This is a genomic window from Mycobacterium sp. NPDC050853, assembly GCF_040653875.1.
GTDB lineage: Bacteria > Actinomycetota > Actinomycetes > Mycobacteriales > Mycobacteriaceae > Mycobacterium.
The window spans coordinates 460,283-481,560 of the sequence record NZ_JBFAGW010000002.1; the positions used below are offsets into that span (position 1 = coordinate 460,283).

General features: G+C 64.5%; 17 protein-coding genes. 11 read left to right on the forward strand and 6 right to left on the reverse strand.

Features of this window, described 5'->3' with window-relative positions; translation table 11 throughout:
- Window positions 1-7: 7 nt before the first annotated feature.
- Together AB0H22_RS10560 and AB0H22_RS10565 are read right to left on the reverse strand one after the other, a co-directional pair.
- Entirely contained in the window at window positions 8-1,336 is a 1,329-nt protein-coding gene (locus AB0H22_RS10560) for an HNH endonuclease signature motif containing protein (protein WP_358146568.1), read from the reverse strand.
- A 64-nt stretch (window positions 1,337-1,400) separates the two neighbouring features.
- On the reverse strand, window positions 1,401-2,597 hold the full coding sequence (locus AB0H22_RS10565; protein WP_358146569.1) for an MFS transporter: 1,197 nt from the start codon (window positions 2,595-2,597) through the stop codon (window positions 1,401-1,403).
- 88 nt (window positions 2,598-2,685) lie between these two features.
- Between AB0H22_RS10565 and AB0H22_RS10570 the strand changes: the two genes are divergently transcribed.
- From AB0H22_RS10570 to AB0H22_RS10595, 6 genes are all read left to right on the forward strand, one after another.
- Window positions 2,686-3,105, forward strand: a complete 420-nt coding sequence (locus tag AB0H22_RS10570; RefSeq protein ID WP_358146570.1) for an HIT family protein — start codon at window positions 2,686-2,688, stop codon at window positions 3,103-3,105.
- A gap of 70 nt (window positions 3,106-3,175) precedes the next feature.
- Window positions 3,176-4,432, forward strand: coding sequence for an MFS transporter (locus AB0H22_RS10575; protein ID WP_358146571.1), 1,257 nt, complete (start codon window positions 3,176-3,178; stop codon window positions 4,430-4,432).
- 25 nt (window positions 4,433-4,457) lie between these two features.
- Window positions 4,458-5,291, forward strand: coding sequence for a mycofactocin-coupled SDR family oxidoreductase (locus AB0H22_RS10580; RefSeq protein WP_180752189.1), 834 nt, complete (start codon window positions 4,458-4,460; stop codon window positions 5,289-5,291).
- Entirely contained in the window at window positions 5,288-6,655 is a 1,368-nt protein-coding gene (locus AB0H22_RS10585; protein ID WP_358146572.1) for an FAD-linked oxidase C-terminal domain-containing protein, read from the forward strand. The genes AB0H22_RS10580 and AB0H22_RS10585 overlap by 4 nt, the downstream gene beginning before the upstream one ends.
- Before the next feature lie 114 nt (window positions 6,656-6,769).
- Entirely contained in the window at window positions 6,770-8,011 is a 1,242-nt protein-coding gene (locus AB0H22_RS10590; RefSeq protein ID WP_358146573.1) for a cytochrome P450, read from the forward strand.
- A 7-nt stretch (window positions 8,012-8,018) separates the two neighbouring features.
- On the forward strand, window positions 8,019-8,630 hold the full coding sequence (locus tag AB0H22_RS10595; RefSeq protein WP_180752186.1) for a TetR/AcrR family transcriptional regulator: 612 nt from the start codon (window positions 8,019-8,021) through the stop codon (window positions 8,628-8,630).
- Here AB0H22_RS10595 and AB0H22_RS10600 read toward each other — a convergent pair.
- Both AB0H22_RS10600 and AB0H22_RS10605 read right to left on the reverse strand, forming a co-directional pair.
- Window positions 8,533-9,729, reverse strand: coding sequence for an acyltransferase (locus AB0H22_RS10600; RefSeq protein WP_180752185.1), 1,197 nt, complete (start codon window positions 9,727-9,729; stop codon window positions 8,533-8,535). The two genes, AB0H22_RS10595 and AB0H22_RS10600, sit on opposite strands and share 98 nt — an antisense overlap.
- Complete coding sequence (locus AB0H22_RS10605; RefSeq protein WP_180752184.1) at window positions 9,726-11,525, reverse strand: DEAD/DEAH box helicase; 1,800 nt, start codon at window positions 11,523-11,525, stop codon at window positions 9,726-9,728. The genes AB0H22_RS10600 and AB0H22_RS10605 overlap by 4 nt, the downstream gene beginning before the upstream one ends.
- Before the next feature lie 90 nt (window positions 11,526-11,615).
- Between AB0H22_RS10605 and AB0H22_RS10610 the strand changes: the two genes are divergently transcribed.
- From AB0H22_RS10610 to AB0H22_RS10625, 4 genes are read left to right on the forward strand one after another with little or no spacing between them, the layout of a single operon-like run.
- Window positions 11,616-12,167, forward strand: a complete 552-nt coding sequence (locus tag AB0H22_RS10610) for an LppP/LprE family lipoprotein (RefSeq protein ID WP_358146715.1) — start codon at window positions 11,616-11,618, stop codon at window positions 12,165-12,167.
- A 37-nt stretch (window positions 12,168-12,204) separates the two neighbouring features.
- Window positions 12,205-15,639, forward strand: coding sequence for a TM0106 family RecB-like putative nuclease (locus tag AB0H22_RS10615; protein ID WP_358146716.1), 3,435 nt, complete (start codon window positions 12,205-12,207; stop codon window positions 15,637-15,639).
- Between the two features lie 20 nt (window positions 15,640-15,659).
- Window positions 15,660-17,048 carry an FAD-binding oxidoreductase gene (locus AB0H22_RS10620; protein WP_180752183.1) on the forward strand — a complete coding sequence of 463 codons (1,389 nt, stop codon included), beginning with the start codon at window positions 15,660-15,662 and terminating at the stop codon, window positions 17,046-17,048.
- Entirely contained in the window at window positions 17,045-17,398 is a 354-nt protein-coding gene (locus tag AB0H22_RS10625) for a nuclear transport factor 2 family protein (protein ID WP_180752182.1), read from the forward strand. Before AB0H22_RS10620 ends, AB0H22_RS10625 begins: the two co-directional genes overlap by 4 nt.
- Here AB0H22_RS10625 and AB0H22_RS10630 read toward each other — a convergent pair.
- Together AB0H22_RS10630 and AB0H22_RS10635 are read right to left on the reverse strand one after the other, a co-directional pair.
- A complete protein-coding gene (locus AB0H22_RS10630; RefSeq protein ID WP_180752181.1) occupies window positions 17,348-18,817 on the reverse strand; it encodes a DHA2 family efflux MFS transporter permease subunit in 1,470 nt (489 codons plus the stop codon). The genes AB0H22_RS10625 and AB0H22_RS10630 overlap by 51 nt on opposite strands.
- A 21-nt stretch (window positions 18,818-18,838) precedes the next feature.
- On the reverse strand, window positions 18,839-20,122 hold the full coding sequence (locus AB0H22_RS10635; protein WP_180752180.1) for a multidrug effflux MFS transporter: 1,284 nt from the start codon (window positions 20,120-20,122) through the stop codon (window positions 18,839-18,841).
- A 359-nt stretch (window positions 20,123-20,481) separates the two neighbouring features.
- Between AB0H22_RS10635 and AB0H22_RS10640 the strand changes: the two genes are divergently transcribed.
- Complete coding sequence (locus AB0H22_RS10640) at window positions 20,482-21,237, forward strand: hypothetical protein (protein ID WP_180752179.1); 756 nt, start codon at window positions 20,482-20,484, stop codon at window positions 21,235-21,237.
- Window positions 21,238-21,278 lie beyond the last annotated feature (41 nt).

A 21,278-nucleotide genomic window follows, 5' to 3' on the forward strand; every position in this document is an offset into this window, starting at 1 on the left:
CGCGCACTCATAACGGTTCTGGGATAAGCCGGTCGGGGTGGTGGTGGGTGTTGGTGGTTGGCTCTCCGAATTGGAGGTGTGGTGGTGGTGTCCATTTGGTGGTGCCGTCGCGTTGTTTTTGGGTGGTCCAGCCGTTGTTGAGGAGTCGGTGGTGTGGTGCGCAGGCGAAGGTGAGGTTGTCGATGTTGGTGGGGCCGCCGGTGGCCCATTCGTTGATGTGGTGGACCTGGCACAGATATCCGGGGACGGAGCATTCGGGGTGGGTGCAGCTGCGGTCTTTGGCGTGCAGCACGATCCGCTGATCGGCCGATGCGATGCGTTTGGTGCGTCCGAGATACAACGGTCGGCCGTCGTCGTCGACGATGCTCAGGTAGTGGTGGGCGTGAGTAGCCATCCGGATCACATCGCGCATCGGTAGCAGGGTGCCGCCGCCGGTAACGCCAACACCTGCTGCTGATTCCAGTTCGGTCAAGGTGGTGGTGACCACGACGGTGACCGGTAAGCCGTGGTGGGAACCTAAGTCTGCGGAAGCCAGAGTCGCGCGCAGACAGGCGCGCAGGGCGTCGTGGCCACGTTGGGCGTTGGTGCGCCGATCTTGTTCGGCAGCCTCGGGGGATACCTCCCCGTCCACGATGGGGCTTTCATCGGTGGGGTTGCACATGCCGGGGGCGGCGAGCTTGGAGAACACGGCATCGAGGTAGGCGCGGGTTTCCGGATCCAATAGTCCCGAGATCGCCGACATCCCATCGAAACCCTGTCGCCCGATCGTCACCCCGCGGCGCCGGGCGCGGTCGATATCGGAGAACTCGCCGTCGGGATTCAACAACGCCATCATCCGCTCGGTCGCGATCCGCAACGATTCGGGACCGAACCGGGCCGCCAACACGGCGAGCTGTTCTTCGGCGGCTTCGCGGGTCGGCATGTCGACCAGCACCGGCAGCCGATCAAAAAACGAGCGCACAATCCGCACGTGTTCCTCACCGACCTCACCTCGACCCAGTGCGGCAGCCACATTCGGTAGCACCGGTTCTAGCCGCTCCCCGGTCAACGCACGCCGCGGGGCCAGTTGCTGCGCGTCGGCGATCCGGCGACGGGCCGCACCCCTGCCGATATGCAGCCGTCGCGCAATCACCTCCGAATACGAAGTGCCGCCCAGCTCCACCGGGCAGGCCTGGATTGTCACCGCGGGAACCAAACCCAACCCATGCGAAGACAACCGACGCTGCACCACCTCCAACCGCGCCATCACCGCCAACGCCTCAACGGCGGTCAGCTCCTCAACCGACTCAGCACAAAAGGCATCGGCCGCCGCCTCCAACACCCCAATCGAACCCATGTTCGAATAATAACTTGACCCACCGACAAGCCCCCGACGCCTGAAACGGTGTGACAGAAGTGAATTAGCGAGCCGCAAGGGAGCGGGCCGCAACGGTAATCAACTCTGCCAACGCAATCGCACCCGCCGCGACGGCGGCAGTGGCCGCCCATCCGAACCATTCGACCGCGGTGGCGCCGAACGCGGTGCCGATGCTTCCGCCGACGAAGTAGACAACCATGTAGGCGCTGTTGAACTGCGCCGGCGCGTTCGGCTGGATGGCCAACACGGTGCTCTGGTTCGCCACCTGAGCCGCGAACAGTCCAGCGTCGAAAAGACCAAGGCACACGAACACCACCGCACTGTTGGACAGCGCCACGCAAAGCCCCAGCGAGGCAACAAGAGCCATCGCCAAGCCGATGACGACGACCCGGTGTGCCCCGACGCGGTCGGTCCATGCCCCCGCAATCCGTGTCGCGCCAATCCCGGCCAGCCCGGCGAGAGCATAGAGACCGATCTGTTCCGGGGAAAACGAGTAGGGCGGCTGGGACAGCGCTACGGCTAACCCCGACCAGATCGCGCAGAAAGCGAAGAACCACAAGGCGCCCCGCCCTGCCGCAAGCCGCAGCGCACTCCATCGAAGGTAAAGCCCGGGAATGCCCCGCAGGGTCGCGAGATACCCCGTGTTCACAGTTCCGGACGCGCCCGGCAGCACAACCAACGCGGCGACCGCAAGAATTGCACAGGCGGACGCGAACACCAGAATCATTCCGCGCCAACCGATCAGTTCTACCAGCCAGCCTCCGACGATTCGGCCGGCGAGAATTCCAGCCGAGATTCCGGCAGTAACGATTCCTAGGTCGGTGGCGCGACGACGGGTTTCGGCGAAACGCCCAGCCACCGAACTGAGCTGGGCCCCAACCGATGACACGGCCCCGACCACACCGATGGCGATCCCAAGGATCCACGCGCGTCCTGCGGCCGCGTTCATCACCAAACCCAGCGCCATCACCACGAACTGAAGACACACGACCTTTCGGGGTGCGAATCGATCGACCAGCGGCACCAAGACCGCCAGGCCGATCAGGTAGCCGACCGGACCGCAAGCCAGAGCCACACCGACGTCGGTGATCGAGCCATGGACCGACCCCGCCACTGTGGCGATGGCCGGCTGAAGCGGATAGATCGCGGCAGTACCGACAGCAGCCGCAAGGGCCATGAACCACACCGTGGGGCGAGAAAGCACGATGGCGGCGGGCGGAGGACGTAACTCGGTATCCATGGCGGCAACGCTAGAAACGCCGCGGCAAGTGCGCTGGCGGGAATCGGCCGACATAGTTGGCCAACCGACGCCCCGCTACGGTGTGCTCATGTCGTGTGTCTTTTGCGCCATTGTCGCCGGCGAGTCCCCGTCGTTCCGCGTGTACGAGGACGAGGCCACGCTCGCCTTCCTCGACATTCGCCCCATCACCCGCGGGCACACGCTGGTGATCCCGAAGGCCCATGCACAGGACCTCGTGGACCTGAAGCCCGATGACGCCGCCGCCATCATGACGGTCGGCCAGCGCATCGCCAACGCCATCCGGGGTTCGGAACTACGCAGTGACGGCACCAACCTGGCGCTCAACGATGGCCGTGTCGCATTCCAAACGGTCATGCACGCACACCTGCATGTGGTGCCCCGCCGCGGCGGCGACAAACTGGCCTTCGCAAAGGGATTCGTCGTCCGTCGTGATCCTGACCTGGAAGGGACCGCCCGCATCATCCGCGAGGCAGTGCACGCCAACTAGCCAGGCGCCGGTCCAACCAAAGAAAAATCGCTCGACCGGCCGCACCGGCCGCTGCTACGTTTTCGGCGACATGTCCACTCCGACGGCGGATTCGCCGACAATCGATCAGGTGAATCGCCGGCCGGTCTTCCTGCTGCTCTTCGCATCCGTTGTGGCCGCCATCGGCAACGGCGTGTCGATCGTCGCACTCCCCTGGCTGGTCCTGCAGCGCACCGGCTCCGCTGCGGATGCCGCCATCGTTGCCGCCGCCGGAACCCTGCCGCTGGTCTTCTCCACCCTGATCTCGGGAACCGCAGTCGACTTCTTCGGACGCCGCAAGATGTCGATCATCTCCGATGTCCTTTCTCTGTTATCCGTCTCAGCCATACCGATTCTGGCCATGACGACCGGACTCAGCGTGCCTCTGCTCGCGGCCCTCGCCGCAATCGGCGCCATCTTCGATCCCGCCGGAATCACCGCACGCGAATCGATGCTGCCCGCCGCCGCGAAGGCTGCCGGCTGGTCGCTCGACCGGATGAACAGCATGTACGAGGCGGTATTCAACGTCGCGTACATCGTGGGCCCCGGTCTGGGCGGTCTGCTGATCGCCTCCATCGGCGGCGTCAACACCATGTGGGCCACTGCTTCGACCTTCGTCGTGTCCGCCCTGGCAATCGCCTTCCTCAAGGTCGAAGGTGCCGGGAAACCGGCCGCCGAAACCAAGCCCACCGGCGTCGTCAGCGGTGTGGTCGAGGGATTGAAATTCGTCTGGAACGTCAAGATCCTGCGCACCTTGGCGCTCATCGACATGGCCATCACGGCGTTGTATCTGCCGATCGAAAGTGTGCTGCTGCCCAAGCACTTCAGCGATGCCGGGACACCCCAGCAGCTCGGCTGGATACTCATGGCGATCTCTGTCGGCGGGCTGCTCGGCGCTCTCGGGTACGCCACCATGGTGCGCCACGTCCAACGCCGCACCATCATGGTGTGCGCCACCTTCACCGCCGGCATCACCACACTGGGCATGTCGCTCCTCCCGCCGATTGCCGTACTGCTGGTGCTCGGCGCATGCCTGGGCTTCATCTATGGGCCAGTGGCACCGATCGCCAACTACGTGATGCAGACCCGCTCCCCCGAACACATGCGCGGGCGGGTGGTGGGTGTCATGACGTCCACCGCGTACTGCGCCGGGCCGCTCGGGTTCATGCTTGCCGGACCCATCGCCGACAAGTTCAGCGTCGCCTCGACCCTGACCATCCTCGGGGTGCCCATGCTGCTCATCGCGGTCGCCAGCATCCGCATGCCCGTCTTGCGAGAGTTGGACCGGGAGGAACAGCGGCCCCAATAGAAGCCGACTCGGTAGGGTCGGCTCCGTGGCTGACTTCGAGGGAAAAATTGCACTGATCACCGGCGGCGCGCGCGGCATGGGCCGCTCACACGCCCTCGCTCTGGCCCAGGCGGGCGCCGATATCGCGCTCTGCGACCGCTGCGAAAACAGCGATGTCGTCGGGTATCCGCTGGCGACCGAGGCCGACCTCGCCGAGACGGTCGAATTGGTGAAAGCCACCGGACGCCGGTGTATCTCCGCGAAGCTCAACGTCACCGACCGACCGGCGCTGGAATCGTTTGTTGCCGAGGTCGAAGACTCGCTCGGCGGTATCGATATCGCGATCGCCAATGCCGGGGTCAGCACCATCGCGCTGCTGCCGGATGTCGAATCGGCGCAATGGGACGAGGTGATCGGCACCAATCTGACCGGAACCTTCAACACCATCTCGGCGGTCGCGCCCGGGATGATCAAACGCAACTACGGCCGGATCATCACCGTCTCCTCGATGCTCGGGCACAGCGCGACATGGGCTCAGGCCGCTTATGTTTCGTCCAAATGGGGTGTCATCGGACTGACGAAGGTCGCCGCGCACGACCTCGTGGGATATGGCATCACCGTCAACGCCGTCGCACCGGGCAATATCGAAACCCCCATGACGCAAAACGATTTCGTGTTCGGAATCATGCGACCCGATCTGGAGAAGCCCACCCTCAAGGATGTCGAGTCCGTCTTCGCCTCGCTGCACCTGCAATACGCACCCTTCCTCAAACCCGAGGAAGTCACCCGTGCCGTGCTGTTCTTGGCCCACGAAGGCAGCTCGCATATCACCGGCACCGTGCTGCCGATCGACGCCGGCGCGACGGCACGGATGATATGAGCCAGACCGCCCTCAACGAGCTCGCGACCACCCTCGGCGAGGGGGCGGTCATCACCGATCCCGATATCACCGCCTCCTACCGGCAGGACCGCGCCTTCGATCCGGAAGCGGGTTCGCCGCTGGCGGTGGTGCGTCCTGGCAGCACAGAAGAGGTTTCGCAGACACTGCTTTGGGCCAGCGCATATCGCATCCCCGTCATACCTCGTGGCGCCGGAACGGGGTTGTCGGGCGGTGCCACCGCCCAGGACGGCGCCATCGTGCTGTCGACCGAACGGATGCGCACCATCGCGATCGACACCACCACCCGGGTGGCCATTGCACAGCCCGGAGCCCTCAACGCCGAGGTCAAGGCGGCCGCCGCCGAGCATGGGCTCTGGTATCCGCCGGACCCGTCGTCATTCGAGATCTGCAGTATCGGCGGCAATATCGCCACCAATGCCGGCGGACTGTGTTGTGTGAAGTACGGCGTCACCACCGACTACGTGCTGGGCATGCACATTGTGTTGGCCGATGGCACGATCCTGAAACTTGGCGGCCCACGGCTCAAAGACGTTGCCGGACTGAGCCTTACCAAACTCTTTGTGGGCAGCGAGGGCACATTGGGTGTTATCACCGAGGTCACGCTGCGGCTACTGCCCCCGCAGCCGCCACCGTGCACCGTGGTGGCGACGTTCAATTCGGTGACAGAGGCCGCCGATGCGGTGCTCACGATCACCGCGCAGATCCGGCCGTCGATGCTGGAGTTCATGGACTCGGTGGCGATCAACGCCGTCGAGGACAAACTGAAAATGGGGCTGGCCCGCGACGCCGCCGCCATGCTCGTGGCCCGCTCGGACGAGCGTGGGCGCGCCTCCGCCGACGATGCACAGCTCATGAGCCAGATCTTCACCGATCACCATGCCGCCGAGGTCTTCTCCACCGACGATCCGGGCGAGGGGGAAGCATTTGTTGCAGCACGAAGGTTCGCGATCCCGGCGGTGGAGGCCAAGGGTCCGTTGCTACTCGAGGACGTGGGCGTCCCACTGCCAAGGCTCGCCGAGCTGGTGGAAGGCGTGGAAGCCATTGCCGCACAACAGCGGTTGCTTATCTCGGTGATCGCGCACGCCGGCGACGGCAACACGCATCCGCTCATCGTGCACGACCCCAATGACCCCGATGAATCCCAACGCGCCCATACCGCGTTCGGCCAGATCATGGATCTGGCGATATCGCTCGGCGGCACCATCACCGGCGAGCACGGAGTCGGACGGCTCAAGAAGCCATGGCTGGGCAATCAGGTCGGCCCCGAGGTGCTGGAAGTCAACCGCCGCATCAAGCAAGCACTCGACCCTGAGGGCATCCTCAACCCGGGCACGCTGATCTAGTTCTCGCGAGCAGACGTTTAGTGCACACCCCACCAGGGCTTTCTGTGCACTAAGCGTCTGCTCGCGAGGAAAACCGGTATTGACACTTTCACTGATATGCCTTACACATAAGACATGTCAGTTGATGTGTCTCATACCGTTGTGCCGCGCTACATCCCCGGGGCCTCCGACAACTGGACCAATCCATGGCCGATGTACACGGCGCTCCGCGATCACGATCCGGTGCACCACGTGGTGCCCGAGCACGCGCCGACAGACGACTACTACGTGCTCACCCGGCATTCCGATATCTACGAGGCCGCTCGCGACTGGGAGACCTTCTCCTCCGCGAAGGGCCTCACCATCATGTATGGCGACCTGGAAAAGACCGGAATGGGCGACAATCCGCCCTTCGTGATGCAGGACCCGCCCACACACACCGACTTCCGCAAGCTGGTATCCCGCGGATTCACGCCGCGTCAGGTCACGTCCGTCGAACCCAAGGTGCGCGAGTTCGTGGTGGAACGCCTTGAGCGCCTTAAGGAACGCGGCGAGGGCGATATCGTCGTCGAACTTTTCAAACCGCTGCCCTCGATGGTCGTCGCACATTATCTAGGGGTGCCCGAAGAGGACCGCCAACAGTTCGATATCTGGACCGACGGCATCGTCGCGGCGGCATCCGGCGGCGCCATCGACATCGAGGCCATGCAAGGCGAGGTCGCACAGACCATCGGCGAGCTGATGATGTACTTCACCGGGCTCATCGAGCGGCGACGCGCCAAGCCCGAGGACGACACCGTCTCACACCTGGTCGCCGCAGGAGTCGGCGCCGACGGTGACATCAGCGGGACGCTCCAGATCCTCGGCTTCGCCTTCACCATGGTCACTGGAGGTAATGACACCACTACCGGAATGCTGGGCGGCGCAATACAACTGCTGCAACAAAACCCGGAGCAGCGCCAGCGGCTGATCGACGATCAATCGCTTATCCCGGGCGCGGTGGAGGAATTCCTGCGCCTCACCTCTCCGGTGCAGGGCTTGGCACGTACCGCAACCCGTGACGTCACCATCGGCGATACCACCATCCCGGCGGGAAGGCGCGCGCTGCTGCTCTACGGCAGTGGCAACCGGGACGAGCGTGAATATGGCAATGATGCAGGCGAATTGGACGTCCTCCGGAAGCCGCGCAATATCCTCACCTTCAGCCATGGGAATCACCATTGCCTGGGCGCCGCGGCGGCGCGTATGCAATCGCGCATTGCACTCGAAGAACTTCTCACCCGCATACCCGATTTCGAGATCGACCTCGACGGGGTCACCTGGGCGGACGGCTCGTACGTGCGGAGGCCCCTGACGGTGCCCATCCGCGTGCGATGATCCTCTTGTGAGTTGGCTGGCTGATACCCGCTCGTCGGTGGCCGCGGAGAAGATTCTCGACGCCGCCGCCGAGCTGTTCGTGCGCGACGGCGTCGCTACCGTCGGCATGAACGAAATCGCCAAGGCCGCTGGGTGTTCCCGCGCAACGCTGTACCGGTATTTCGAGAATCGCGAGGCGCTGCATATTGCGTATGTGCACCGTGAAGCCGGGTCCATCACCGGGAAGGTCGCCACGGCCGTCGCCGGAGTCGACGATCCGACGGAGCGTCTGGTGGAAGCGATGCTCATCTCACTGCAACTGGTGCGAGAAAATCCCGCGTTATCGGCTTGGTTCCGGCCCGGTGAGTACTTCGGCGGATCGCTTGGCTTGCACTCCGAGGTCATCAACGCCATGGTGTCGGCATTCGTGGCAGCCGACGGCGTCACCACCGAAACTCACCTCAAGGCGAAATGGTATGTCCGGGTGATCATCTCACTGCTCGCCCACCCCGAGGACAATCCGGAGGACGAGCGGACGCTGATCACCGAGTTCGTTGCGCCGCTGCTTGCCTCAGACGTGAACCCCACCTCAGCAGCACCTGCACGGTCCGGTGGATCAGCCACGCAGCGGGCACGCTGACCAGCATCGATACCAGGAACACGATCACCACCGACCCGGTGTAGACGTGATAGTGCAGCAGGTCGACCATCACGATCTCCTGCAGGATCATGTGGATGAGGAACAGCTCATAGGAGATCTCACCCAGCCACACCATGGGCCGCGAGGCCAGGAACCTCACATACCAGCCGGTGTCGCCGAGCCCCGCAGGAGCGACCAACAGCGTCGCGATCACCACGTAGAAGATCGATTTCGTCAACGCCTGCGGCAGCGCCCACGGTGAGGTGGTGGGATCTCCCGCGATCCGCGTCGACACGATGAGGTAGCAGATGATCGCCAGCGGCACCGTCACCAGCGCGTAGCAGCGCACACCCATGACAGACAGAACGGACAAAATCATGCCGCCCACGAACCACGACAGATAGGCCGGCAGCCACAGCTTCGACCCATCCGGAAAAGCACTAATGGTGTACACCAGCGTCATCCACACCGGAGTCACCAGGGCGAGCACAGCCAGGCCGCCTAATAGGCGCCCCGGGTGCCACTGTCCCCCACAGAGTTTCTTGACGAGCAGCCACGCCAGGAAGGGCAACGCGACATAGAACGCCGCCTCCACGGCGAGGCTCCAGATCTGCGTCATCCCTTGGTGGATATAGCGATATCCGTAGTTGGAGGTGTAGATCTGGGTGAGCGTGAGATTCCGGAACAGACCCAGCCAGGTGTGTCCGGGGTTGGGGTACTGGTCCCGGATGTGATACCAGATGTAGGCGATCGCCACCAGAATCCAGTAGGCCGGCATGATGCGCCGAAACCTGTGCCAGGCATACCGTTTCACCGAGGGTGACGCGTTACCGTCGGCGGTCGCCCGCACCCAGGGCAGGAACAGCAGAAACCCCGACAGCACGAAAAAGATCGGCACACCGATCTCCAGGCGAGACTGCAACAAATTCAGATAGGCCCGCCATGGGGAAACCCCATCGACCACATAGTTCCCGGTGCTGTAGGCCGCGTGGGTGGCCACCACGAGGGTCGCGGCCACCGCCCGGATCCCGGTAAGCGCCGCGACACGTCCCGCTCCGGTGGCTACCGGGGCGCGACGGGCCTCGGACACCGCCGTCACGGCTTCTTCGGGGACCGCTTTGGCCTCTTCGCCCCCGAATGCTCGTGGCTGGTGTGTTTACGGTCGGAATGCTTGCGGTCCGTGAATTTGCGGTCGGGGCGTGCCGCGCCGTCGGACGGGCCCGCGGGGCGCAGTTCGATGAGCACACCTGAGATCCGCGTGCTCTCCAGAGCCTTCAGCGTCTTGGGCGACATTTTGGCAGGCAACTCGACAAGTGAATGGTCAGGCCGGATCGTGATGTGGCCGAAGTCGCTGCGGTGCAAACCGCCTTCGTTGGCTATCGCCCCCACGATGGCGCCGGGCATCACCTTGTGCCGCTTGCCGACGGCGATGCGGTACGTCGCCAGACCAGGAGTTCCTGGACGTGCCTCACGGGGCCCGCGCTCGGGGCGCTCCCCGCGCTCCTGGCGTGGGTCGCGGGGAGGATCCGGTTTCAGCAGGAACTGCTCACCGTCACGCGAAAGCACCGCCAGCGCGGCGGCTATATCGGCCACCGGCACATCGTTATCGCGTTCGTAGTCCTCCACGAGCCGACGGAAGAGCTCGACCTCCGGTGCCGAGAGCGCGGCCGTGATGGCATCGCGGAATTTAGTCACACGCTGGGCATTGACATCGTCGACCGATGGCAGCGCCTCCTCGGCAAGATTAGCTCCGGTCGCCTTCTCGATGGCCTTGAGCAGATGCCGTTCACGCGGAGACACGAACAACACCGCCGTGCCCGAGCGGCCCGCGCGACCGGTGCGGCCGATGCGGTGGACATACGACTCGGTGTCGTGCGGGATGTCGTAGTTCAGCACATGGGAGATGCGTTCGACGTCCAGGCCGCGCGCGGCGACGTCAGTGGCGACGAGGATGTCAACGGCACCGCTCTTCAGTCCGTTGATGGTGCGTTCGCGCTGGGACTGGTTGATATCGCCGTTGATCGCGGCCGCAGAGAACCCGCGCGCCTTGAGCTTGTCGGCCACCTCCTCGGTGGCCTGTTTGGTCCTGACGAACACGATCATCGCCTCGAAGGTCTCGACCTCGAGAATCCGGGTGAGCGCGTCCATTTTGCGATGTCCGGCCACCTGGATGAAGCGCTGGGTGATGTTCTCGGCGGTGGAGGTCTTCGCCTCAACCTTGATCTCGACCGGATCGTGCAGATACTTCTTGGTCAGCCGCCGGATGGTCGCGGGCATGGTGGCCGAGAACAGGGCTACCTGCTTGTACTCGGGGGTATCGGCCAGGATGCGTTCGACATCCTCGGCGAAGCCCATGGTCAGCATCTCGTCGGCCTCGTCCAACACCAGGTAGTCAAGATGCGAAAGATCGAGGGTGCCGCGTTCCAGGTGGTCGATGACACGCCCGGGGGTTCCGACCACGATGTGGGCGCCCCGCTTGAGCCCGGCCAGCTGCACCACATAGGACTGACCGCCGTAGATCGGCAGCACATTCAACTTGGGCAGATGTGCGCCGTACCGGCCGAAAGCCTCGGCGACCTGCAAGGCCAGCTCACGGGTGGGCGCGAGGACCAGCGCTTGGGTGTTCTTCGAGGTCAAGTCGATTTTTGAGAGAATCGGGATGGCGAACGCCGCCGTCTTCCCGGTGCCCGTCTGCGCCAGCCCCACCACATCCGAACCTGCTAGTAGCGGGGGGATGGTGGCGGCCTGGATCGCCGAGGGTGTTTCGTATCCCACGTCGGACACCGCACGCAGCACCGCGGGGGCGATCTGCAGGTCCGCGAAGGTGACGGCGTCATCCGCACGGGGTGCGATCGAATCGCCGGTGTCGGGCGTGGGGTTGTCTGTGGAGGTCATGGCGTTAAGAAGTCTAAGCGCAACTTCGCACAACTCCCGCCTCCGCTGAATCTTCGGTAAAAGTCGGTAGTGTGCGGGGCCGTGCGAAGGATGGTTCTGACAGCCGCGATCGTCTCGCTTTCAGCGCTCGCCTGCGCATGCACCGGTGGCGACACCACGGTGTCCAAGACCCCGACCAACACCATCACGTCCCCGCCATCGGCCGCGGGCGCCGCGGACCGGCCAAAGCCACCGCCATCGACCAAAGACGACTGCGCGGTAAACGTGAAGGACCCGGCGGTCGCGGCGGCCATCGCCCTGCTTCCCCCCGGGCCCAATAGCAGCGAGGCCACGTGGAATCCGGTGCCAGTCGCGGGGAACTACAGCAAGTGCGCTCCGCTGTCGGCGGTCATCGTCACCGCCGGTACGGGAACTAACCATTCGGGGGACTCCGGTACCCGCGCCGTGTTCTTCCACCTGGGCAATGTGATCTCCCACGGTGTTCCCGACACCTACGGCTACAACGCCATCGACCTGTCGGCGAGCACTTTAGACACTGTGGTGCTCAACTTCTCCAACGGCATACCTGGCCTGGAGAGCGTGGTGTCCTTCCGCTGGAACGGTTCTGGCGTGGAGAAAGTCCAAGCGGCAGCACCTCGGTAACGCCGATTCGTCGGTGGCAACACCTACAGTGATGCGGGTGTTCGTCCTCGACGGCCGGGTCGTCTACAGCGCTTCGGATCTCGCTTCCGCTGCACGCTGCGAGTACGCCCTGTTGCGGGCGTTCGATGCCAAGCTCGGTTGGGGACCGGCACCTCCGCGTGACGATGAACTACTGGCGCGTACCGCGACTTTGGGCGACGCCCACGAAGCCCATCACCTTGCCGAATTGCGGGAGCGTTTCGGCGCCGGGGTGGCCAGTATTCCCTTCCCCACATTCACGCTCGACGGCCTGAGCGCGGTCGCCGCACAGACTCGACAGGCCTTCAGCGAGGGGCATTCCGTCGTCTACCAGGCCGCGATGTTCGACGGTCGGTTTATTGGTTTCGCGGACTTCGTGGTGCGTGAGGGCGTTTCCGACGGCGGAAGCGTGTACCGGGTTTGTGACACCAAGCTGGCCCGCAGTGCCAAGGTGACGGCCTTGCTGCAATTGGCCGCCTATGCCGACAGTTTGGCGGCGACGGGTGTGCCGGTGTCAGCTGAGGTGCGATTGATTCTGGGCGACCGGTCGACCGTCGACTATCCGGTGGCCGATCTGGTAGGCGTGTACCGGCAGCGGCGAATCCAGTTGCAGGACTTGCTTGATCGCCATCTGGCGGGCGGTGTGCCGGTGGACTGGGCCGATGACACCGTGCGTGCCTGCTTCCGTTGCCCGGCCTGCGGGCCCGAGGTCGAGCGCACCGATGATCTGCTGCTGGTCGCCGGCCTGCGAGTCAGCCAGCGTGCGGCACTGTTGGAGGCTGAGGTCAGCACCGTCGTGGAGCTGGCCGAGCGCACCGAGCCCGTCGCCGATCTGTCGGCACGCAGCCTGCAGCAGCTCACCGCGCAAGCCCGCTTACAGGTTCGCCAACGAGAAAGCGGTACACCGCAGTTCGAGGTGGCCGACCCGGTTCCGCTGGGTACGTTGCCCGCACCGAACCCCGGAGACATCTTCTTCGACTTCGAGGGTGATCCGCTGTGGACCGAGGACGGTGTGCAGTGGGGGCTGGAGTATCTGTTCGGGGTGCTCGAATACGACCGATCCGGAAACGAGAAGTTCCGGCCGATTTGGGCGCACGATCGCCGTAGTGAGCGTCGGGCGTTGGTTGCGTTCCTAGACCTGGTGGCCAAGCGTCGACACCGCAATCCGGGGATGCATATCTACCACTACGCGGCATATGAGAAGACCGCGCTGCTGCGCCTGGCCGGACGATACGGCGTCGGCGAGGAACAGATCGACGACTTACTGCGCGATAACGTGCTGGTCGATCTTTACCCGTTGGTACGCAAGAGCATTCGGTCGGGTTCGAGCGGCTACGGCCTCAAGGCCCTCGAACCCCTGTTCATGGACGGTAAGCGCTCCGGCGAGGTGACTACTGCGACCGATTCGATCACCGAGTATGCGCGGTACTGCGCATTGCGCGATAACGGCGATCCGGCGGCGCAGGAGGTGCTGGACTCGATCGCCGAATACAACCGCTATGACTGCGCATCGACCCGCAAGCTGCGGGATTGGCTGCTGATGCGGGCTTTCGAGCACGGCGTCACCCATCTGTCCTCCTCGGGTTCCGTGGCCGAGGAAACCGAGCCGGAACCCGACGCGGTCGGCCTGGCCCTGGCGGCGTTCGTGGGTGATTCCGGCCCAGCGGATCGCAGTGCCGACCAGACGGCGGTCGCCATGGTGTCGGCAGCGCGCGGGTATCACACCCGGGAACGTAAACCGTTCTGGTGGAGCCACTTCGACAGGCTGAACAACCCTGTCGACGAGTGGGCCGATACCGCAGGTGTTTTCATCATCGACAGCGCCGAGCTGGTTGAGGACTGGCACAAATCGGGCAATCAGCGCAAGCTCCGACGACATGTGAGGGTGACGGGCGACCTTGCCGGTGGCGTCCTCGACGACAGCATTTACGCACTCTATGAGCCGCCGGCCCCGGCGGGGCTAGGCGACGGAGATCCCGACCGACGCGCCGCCGGGTCGGCGAGTGTCGTCGAGATTACCGAGTCCGGTGGTGTACCCGTCGATGTGACGATTCAGGAGCTCACACCCAAGAACGGCGAGCCGTTTCACACAATGCCAATGGCTTTGGCACCGGGATCGCCGGTGATGACCAAGGCGCTGGAGGCCGCCATCGAGGAGGTCGCCGCCGCCGTCGTCGATGGGCTGCCCGCTACGCCCACGACCGCCTCTCTCGATATCCTCTTGCGCCGCAACCCCCGTGGTGGTGAGCTGCCGACGGTAGGTGACAACGGGTATGCCGGAGCAATCACCACCGCGCTGCGAGGCCTGGATTCCTCATACCTTGCCGTGCATGGACCGCCGGGAACCGGCAAGACCTTCACCGCGGCACATGTCATCGCCGAACTGGTGACACAGGACCGATGGCTGATCGGCGTGGTCGCTCAATCGCATGCCGTCGTGGAACACCTCCTCGACCAAGTGGTCGCGGCGGGGGTCCCGCCCGGGCGCGTCGCCAAGAAGGCGTCTCCGTACAGCGGAGAAGCTGCCTGGACGCAGATTCGGGACAGCGACTACGCCGGATTCATCGCCTCCCACGCCGGCGAGGGGGCAGTGATCGGTGGCACCGCATGGGATTTCGCGAATGTGGGGCGGGTACCCGACGGCGCGTTGCGCCTGCTGGTGATTGACGAGGCCGGCCAGTTCAGTTTGGCGAACACGCTTGCGGTAGCGCGTTCCGCACGGAACCTGCTGCTGCTCGGCGATCCCCAGCAGCTGCCGCAGGTGTCTCAGGGTGTGCATCCCGAACCCGTCGACGGCTCGGCGTTGGGCTGGCTGGTCGAAGGAAACGGTGCGTTGCCCGCGACCCGTGGATACTTCCTGGAACGCTCGTACCGTATGCATCCGGCTTTATGCGAACGGGTTTCGCAGCTGTCCTATGACGGGGAACTTGAGTCTGCGGCGCCTGTGCGCGTGCTGGCGGGCCAGACCCCGGGAGTGCGGACGGTCCTGGTCGATCATCAGGGCAATGCGACCAGTAGCCCGCAGGAGGCTTCCGCTATTGCCGCCGAGATAGGCGCGTTGATCGGTACGAACTGGACCGACGAGTCCGGCAGCCGAGCGTTGGAACAGTCCGATGTGTTGGTGGTCGCGCCGTACAACGCGCAGGTGCTGACGTTGCGGGCCACGCTGGCCACCGCCGGACTGGACCGGGTGTTGGTGGGGACCGTCGACAAGTTCCAGGGCAGACAGGCGCCGGTGGTGTTCGTGTCGATGACCGCATCCGCCGTTGATGACGTGCCTCGCGGCATGTCATTCCTGCTCAACCGAAACAGGTTGAATGTAGCGATCAGCCGAGCCAAGTACCAGGCGACCATCGTGCGCTCCCCCGCGCTGACCGAGTACCTCCCGGCCACGCCTGACGGGTTGGTGGAACTCGGGGCGTTCCTGGCGCTAAGCCCGGATCCAACGCGGTAGCGCCGTGCCAGACTGAGCCCATGTCCGCGCTCGTCGATGCCCTGGTTCAGATTGTCGGCGACAGGTACGTCAGCACCGACCCCGACGTGCTCGCCGGACGAGTCATCGATCACACCGGGCGATACAGCGGTAAGGCGAGCATCCTGGCGCGCCCCGGGTCCGCCGACGAAGTCGCCGCGGTCCTGGAGACCTGCAAGGAACACAGGCAGTCCGTCACAACCCAGGGTGGGCGCACCTCGATGGTCGCCGGGACGGTCCCCGAGCACGACGATGTGCTGTTGTCCACCGAACGGCTCACCGATATCGGCCCCATCGACACCGTCGATCGACGCGTCCGGGTCGGCGCGGGAGTCACCCTCGCGGCCTTGCAGCAGGCAGCCGCCAGGGAGAACCTGCAATTCGGTGTCGACATCGGATCACGCGATTCGGCCACCGTCGGCGGTATGGCATCCACCAACGCGGGCGGGCTGCGCACCGTCCGCCACGGAAACATGCGTGAGCAGGTGATCGGTGTCCAGGTCGTATTACCCGACGGCTCAATCATGGAGCGTCACAGCGATGTTCGCGCCGACAACACGGGCTACGATCTGACCAGCCTATTCGTCGGGGCCGAGGGCACCCTCGGGGTCATCACAGCCCTCGAACTGCGATTACATCCGGTTCCTAAACACCGCGTTGCCGCGATCACCGGATTTGATGATCTCGATCAGCTCGTGGAAGCCAGTCGGATTTTCCGCGATCTGAACGGTATCGCCGCGCTGGAACTCATGGACTCCCGGTTGGGCGTACCAAGCCCGGTCGACAACCCCTGGCTGCTGCTCATCGAACTCGCTCGCGATAGCGATCCCACCGAGGACCTGGCCGAAGCCCTGGACGCCGCCGGAGTGGCAGAGCAGGCGGCCGTCGGCCTGGACGCCACCTCCCGCGAACGCCTATGGCAGGTACGCGAATCCATCGCCGAAGCGCTGGGCACATACGGCCCACCGCTGAAATTCGATGTGGCACTCCCGCTGACACATATCGGCGAGTTCGAGCGGCGCGCCGCTGCGCTGATCGCCGAGACGGTTCCCAACGCGATCCCCGTGCTGTTCGGCCACGTAGGCGAAGGCAACCTGCATTTAAATGTGTTGCGCTGCCCCGACTCCACCACGTTGTATCAGCCCATGATGACGCTCATCGCCACCCTGGGCGGCAACGTCAGCTCCGAACACGGAGTCGGGACACTCAAACGCGATTACCTCGGTATGGCCCGCACGCCCGGGGATATCGCCGCCATGCGGGCAGTCAAGACGGCCTTCGATCCCACCGGATTCCTCAACCCCGCGGTGCTATTCGGGCGAAGCGCGGAAGAAGACAACACGAGCGGGCGAAGCCCGGCAGGAAGCAGCACAGTCGGAGACCAACGATGAGACGCGCAGTCGACCCCGATGAATTCACCGAAGCGTGGTTCGCTGCGTGGAATGCTCACGATGTCGAGGCAGTGCTTGCGCATTTCCACGAGGACGCGGTCTTCACCTCGCCGTATGCCGCGCAGATTGTGCCCGACAGCCGCGGCGTCGCCAAGGGCAAGGAGGCGATACGCGCCTACTGGTCCACGGCACTCGAGAGCAACCCGGATCTGCACTTTGAACCCGTCAACGTCTACGTGGGCGTGCAAGCTCTCGTCATCAACTACCGGAACCACCGGGGTGACCTGGTGAATGAGGTCCTAATCTTCAACGGGGACACCGTGATCGAGGGACACGGCACCTACCTCTGAACCGGCGGGCCGCATGAACAGCGCGGCCACCAAACCGACCACCAACGCGACAATCCCCAGCAGCATCGACTGCGCCATCGCCGCCGAGAACGGCGCGCGCAACGACTCTGGCAGCGCCCCCACGTGCTCTGAAGATCCGCCCGGCGGCGAAGGCATTTCAGCAGCCAGCCGCGCGGACATCAACGCGCCCATCGCCGAACTACCCACCACCCCGCCGGTCTGGCGCAGAGTGTTGTAGACGCCCGAGCCCGCGCCCGCCACCGCAGCCGGCAGGTTCCGGGTTGCGGTGGTGGCCAACGGACCCCATATGCAGGCCATGGCCGCGCCGATACCCACCGCGGGCAGCATAAGCTGCCACATCTGCGTCTCGGGCCGCATCATCGCCGTCCACCACAGCGTCGAGGAGATCATCAACGAGATGCCACCGCCGATCAGTATCGACGGACGTACCCGATCGACAAGCCACCCGGCCAGCGGCGCCAAGACCCCGCTCACTATCGCCGTCGGGGCCTGCGTCAACGCCGCCTTGGTCGGCGAAAAACCCAGCGCCAGTTGCGTGTAGAACATCATCGGCAGACTGGTGGAGATCACGCAGAAACTCATCGACGCAATGCTCACACCAGATAACGAAAAATTGCGGTCCGCGAACAACCGCAGCGGTATCAGTGGCTCGTTGCGGTTCGCGGACTGCCACCACACAAACACGCCGAGCGCCGCCAGACCGGCCACCATCAGCACCCAGATGCCCGGCGCCCAGTGGAAGCTCTCCCCCTCCTGCAGGGCGAAGACGAACGCGAACATACCGACTGCCGAAAGCGCCATACCGCGCAGATCCAACCGATGTGGACGTGTCGGCATCCGCGGAATGTAGATCGCGCCCAGGATCATTCCCAGCACACCCACCGGAACGTTCACGTAGAAGATCCACTGCCAGCCCCACCCATCGACCAGCACCCCACCGGCTACCGGACCGACCAGGGTCGCGATCCCCGCGACCGCACCCCACACCCCCATCGCGGTACCGCGTCGCTCCGGCGGGAACACCCGCTGCACCACCGTCAAAGTCTGTGGTGTCAGCATCGCCGCACCGACGCCCTGCACCACACGCGCGGCGATGAGCATGCCGATCGATCCGGCCAGCCCACACCACAGAGAGGCGGCGGTGAACACGGCCAGCCCCGCCAGGTACATCGATCGTGGCCCGAACTGATCCCCCAGCCGCCCAGTAATCAGCAGCGGCACCGCGTAACCAAGGAGGTAAGCGCTCGTCACCCACACGGTCGCCGAGTAGTCGGCACCGAAACCGGCCTTGATGGCGGGATTGGCGACCGACACGATCGTCGAGTCGAGCAGGATCATGAACAGCCCGAACAGCACCACCCACAACGTCCTCCACGGACGCGGGTACTCGGGTTGCATAGGCCTCGATCTAGTCGGTGGTCAGGCGGTGGCGCGGTTTCTCACCATGGCCAGCCCGGCCAAGGCCAGCACCACCCCGATCGTCATGACGATAGCCACGGCCAGTGCGTTGTTGCCCAGCGCCCCGACCAGTGGCGCGATCACCGCACCCACACCGAACTGCGCCGCACCCAGCACTGCCGCCGAGGTACCGGCCGCCTCACCGTGCCGGGACAACGCCAGTGCCGGGGCATTGGGGATGACGAATCCCATCAACGCCATCAGCGTCCACACCGGAGCCACGAATCCGACGAGCCCTCCGATGCCGAGCCCGGCCAGCACCAGCAACACCACCGCCGGAATCAGGGCCAGCGACAAGCACCACTGCACGATCTGCTGCGGTTCGAATCGGTTGAGTAACACCACATTCAGCTGTGAGGCCGCGACAAACGCAATGGCGCCCGCACCGAACACAATGGCGAAAACCTGCTGGTTCATGCCGTATTGGCCTTGCAACACGAAGGACGCACCCGAGATGTACGCGAACAAACCGGATAGCGAGAGCCCGGCGACAAGCACAAGAACCACGAACACCTTGTCGCGCAACAGATCGCGATAGGTCCGCAGAATCGACCGCGCATGCAGCGGCCGCCGTGCTGCCGGCGGCAGCGTCTCCGGCAGCGCCACCACGGCAAGGATGAGGAGCAACACCCCAAGACAGGACAGTGCGGCGAACACGTTCTGCCACGAGCCGTGCACCAGCACGGCGGCGCCCAGCGACGGGGCCAGAATCGGCGCGATACCGATCACCAGGGTGAGTCTGGATATCACGGTGGCCGCGGCCTTATCGGTGTACAGATCGCGCACCACCGCCATCGCCACGACCATCGCTGCCGCGGCGCCCACCCCTTCAATCGCCCGCAATACACCCAGCACCACGATGTTCGGAGCCATGGTGATGGCCAGCGACGCCACGACATGCAGGGCCGCCCCGGCGATCAACGGCAAGCGTCTACCCAACGAATCAGACAGCGGCCCGACCAACAGCTGCCCCAGTCCCAGCCCCACCAGTGTTCCAGTGAGTGTCAGCTGCGTGAGAGTCGAGTTGACGTGCAGATCCGACCCGATATCGGGCAGGGCCGGCAGGTACATGTCGATGGTGAGCGGCCCCAAGGCAACCATCGCGCCCAGCACGGTGATGAGCCACGCTCTGCCCAGACGTGTAGAGGGCGCCGACACCGAACCGACCGGCGTCGGAGTGTCCGTCGCGACGTCCGTGGTCTTCTCGGTCCGGGCAGCAGTCACCTCAGTGCTCAGCGCACGCACGCTATAAATCCTTCCCTCGTCTAACAAATGTGAGCTGTGTCTCACGGGCAGGTGTGGCACCGGAGATGCCCCCGCCCGCGATTCCTAGCGCATCGACTTTGCTCAAGATCATCCGAATCCCCGTTTCCCCACCACAAGCGGGGTCGCCTGCAAGACCGTCTCAGGTTACCTATCAACCGACCCTCCGACCAGCCAAATCACTGTGTGAACAAATGCATCGCACACTCAAAAATGTCATGCAAAACACCTCGTTGAGCCGCCACGCAAGGAACGAAAGACACGCGTCATTCGTCTTCACTACTGTGAGGATGGAACTTCGCTCGCACCAGTGGACCCCACCGACTAAGGAACACACGCCGATGAGCACTCGCATCACCGAACAGCAGCGACAGCTCGCGCTGGGAGGCAAGGGTAAGGAGTCCAAACCCGGGGCCTCCGGCAAGCTGCTCTCGCTCATCCTGGATCAGAGCACCAAGGTTCAGGAGCCCGCGGTCCGCGCGTATGTGCAGAAGCTGCGCGCCACCCACCCCGATGCCACACCGCGGGACCTCATCGCGATGCTGGAGAAACGGTACCTGGCGACGGTGATAGGCAGTGGCGCAGCGGTCGGTGCCGCCGCCGCATTCCCGGGGGTGGGCACGCTGGCCGCGCTGTCGGCGACCGCCGGTGAGGCGGTTCTGTTCCTCGAGGCGACATCGTTGTTCACTCTCGCGCTGGCCGCCGTCCACGACATCGAGCTCGCCAAGGTCGAGCACCGGCACACACTGGTGCTCGCGGTCCTGCTGGGCGAGGACGGAGAGACAACGGTCTCCGATGTGCTGGGCAAGGAGCGCACCGTCGGAGGCGGCTGGCTGGCCGAAGCCACCTCGACCCTGCCGGTCCCCGCACTCAGTCACTTGAACGCCACCCTGCTCAAACGGTTCACCAAGAAGTTCGCGGTGAAACGCGGGGCAATGGCATTCGGCAAGCTGTTACCCGCCGGGATCGGCGCCGTCATCGGGGCCGGTGGCAACCGGTTCATCGGAAAACGGATAATCACCAACGCGCGTAATGCCTTTGGGTCGCCCCCAAAGTCGTGGCCGGCGCAGCTGCGTCTGGTCGCGCCCGGGCGCTAGCACCCCTGACGTCGCGTGTTCACCGCCGGGCAGTGCTCCGG

Excerpts from the sequence above, each read along its gene's own strand:
- AB0H22_RS10560 (WP_358146568.1), bottom strand. The coding sequence starts at position 1,336 with ATGGGTTCGATTGGGGTGTTGGAGGCGGCGGCCGATGCCTTTTGTGCT.
- AB0H22_RS10565 (WP_358146569.1), bottom strand. The coding sequence starts at position 2,597 with ATGGATACCGAGTTACGTCCTCCGCCCGCCGCCATCGTGCTTTCTCGC.
- AB0H22_RS10570 (WP_358146570.1), top strand. The coding sequence starts at position 2,686 with ATGTCGTGTGTCTTTTGCGCCATTGTCGCCGGCGAGTCCCCGTCGTTC.
- AB0H22_RS10575 (WP_358146571.1), top strand. The coding sequence starts at position 3,176 with ATGTCCACTCCGACGGCGGATTCGCCGACAATCGATCAGGTGAATCGC.
- AB0H22_RS10585 (WP_358146572.1), top strand. The coding sequence starts at position 5,288 with ATGAGCCAGACCGCCCTCAACGAGCTCGCGACCACCCTCGGCGAGGGG.
- AB0H22_RS10590 (WP_358146573.1), top strand. The coding sequence starts at position 6,770 with ATGTCAGTTGATGTGTCTCATACCGTTGTGCCGCGCTACATCCCCGGG.
- AB0H22_RS10605 (WP_180752184.1), bottom strand. The coding sequence starts at position 11,525 with ATGACCTCCACAGACAACCCCACGCCCGACACCGGCGATTCGATCGCA.
- AB0H22_RS10610 (WP_358146715.1), top strand. The coding sequence starts at position 11,616 with ATGGTTCTGACAGCCGCGATCGTCTCGCTTTCAGCGCTCGCCTGCGCA.
- AB0H22_RS10620 (WP_180752183.1), top strand. The coding sequence starts at position 15,660 with ATGTCCGCGCTCGTCGATGCCCTGGTTCAGATTGTCGGCGACAGGTAC.
- AB0H22_RS10625 (WP_180752182.1), top strand. The coding sequence starts at position 17,045 with ATGAGACGCGCAGTCGACCCCGATGAATTCACCGAAGCGTGGTTCGCT.
- AB0H22_RS10630 (WP_180752181.1), bottom strand. The coding sequence starts at position 18,817 with ATGCAACCCGAGTACCCGCGTCCGTGGAGGACGTTGTGGGTGGTGCTG.
- AB0H22_RS10640 (WP_180752179.1), top strand. The coding sequence starts at position 20,482 with ATGAGCACTCGCATCACCGAACAGCAGCGACAGCTCGCGCTGGGAGGC.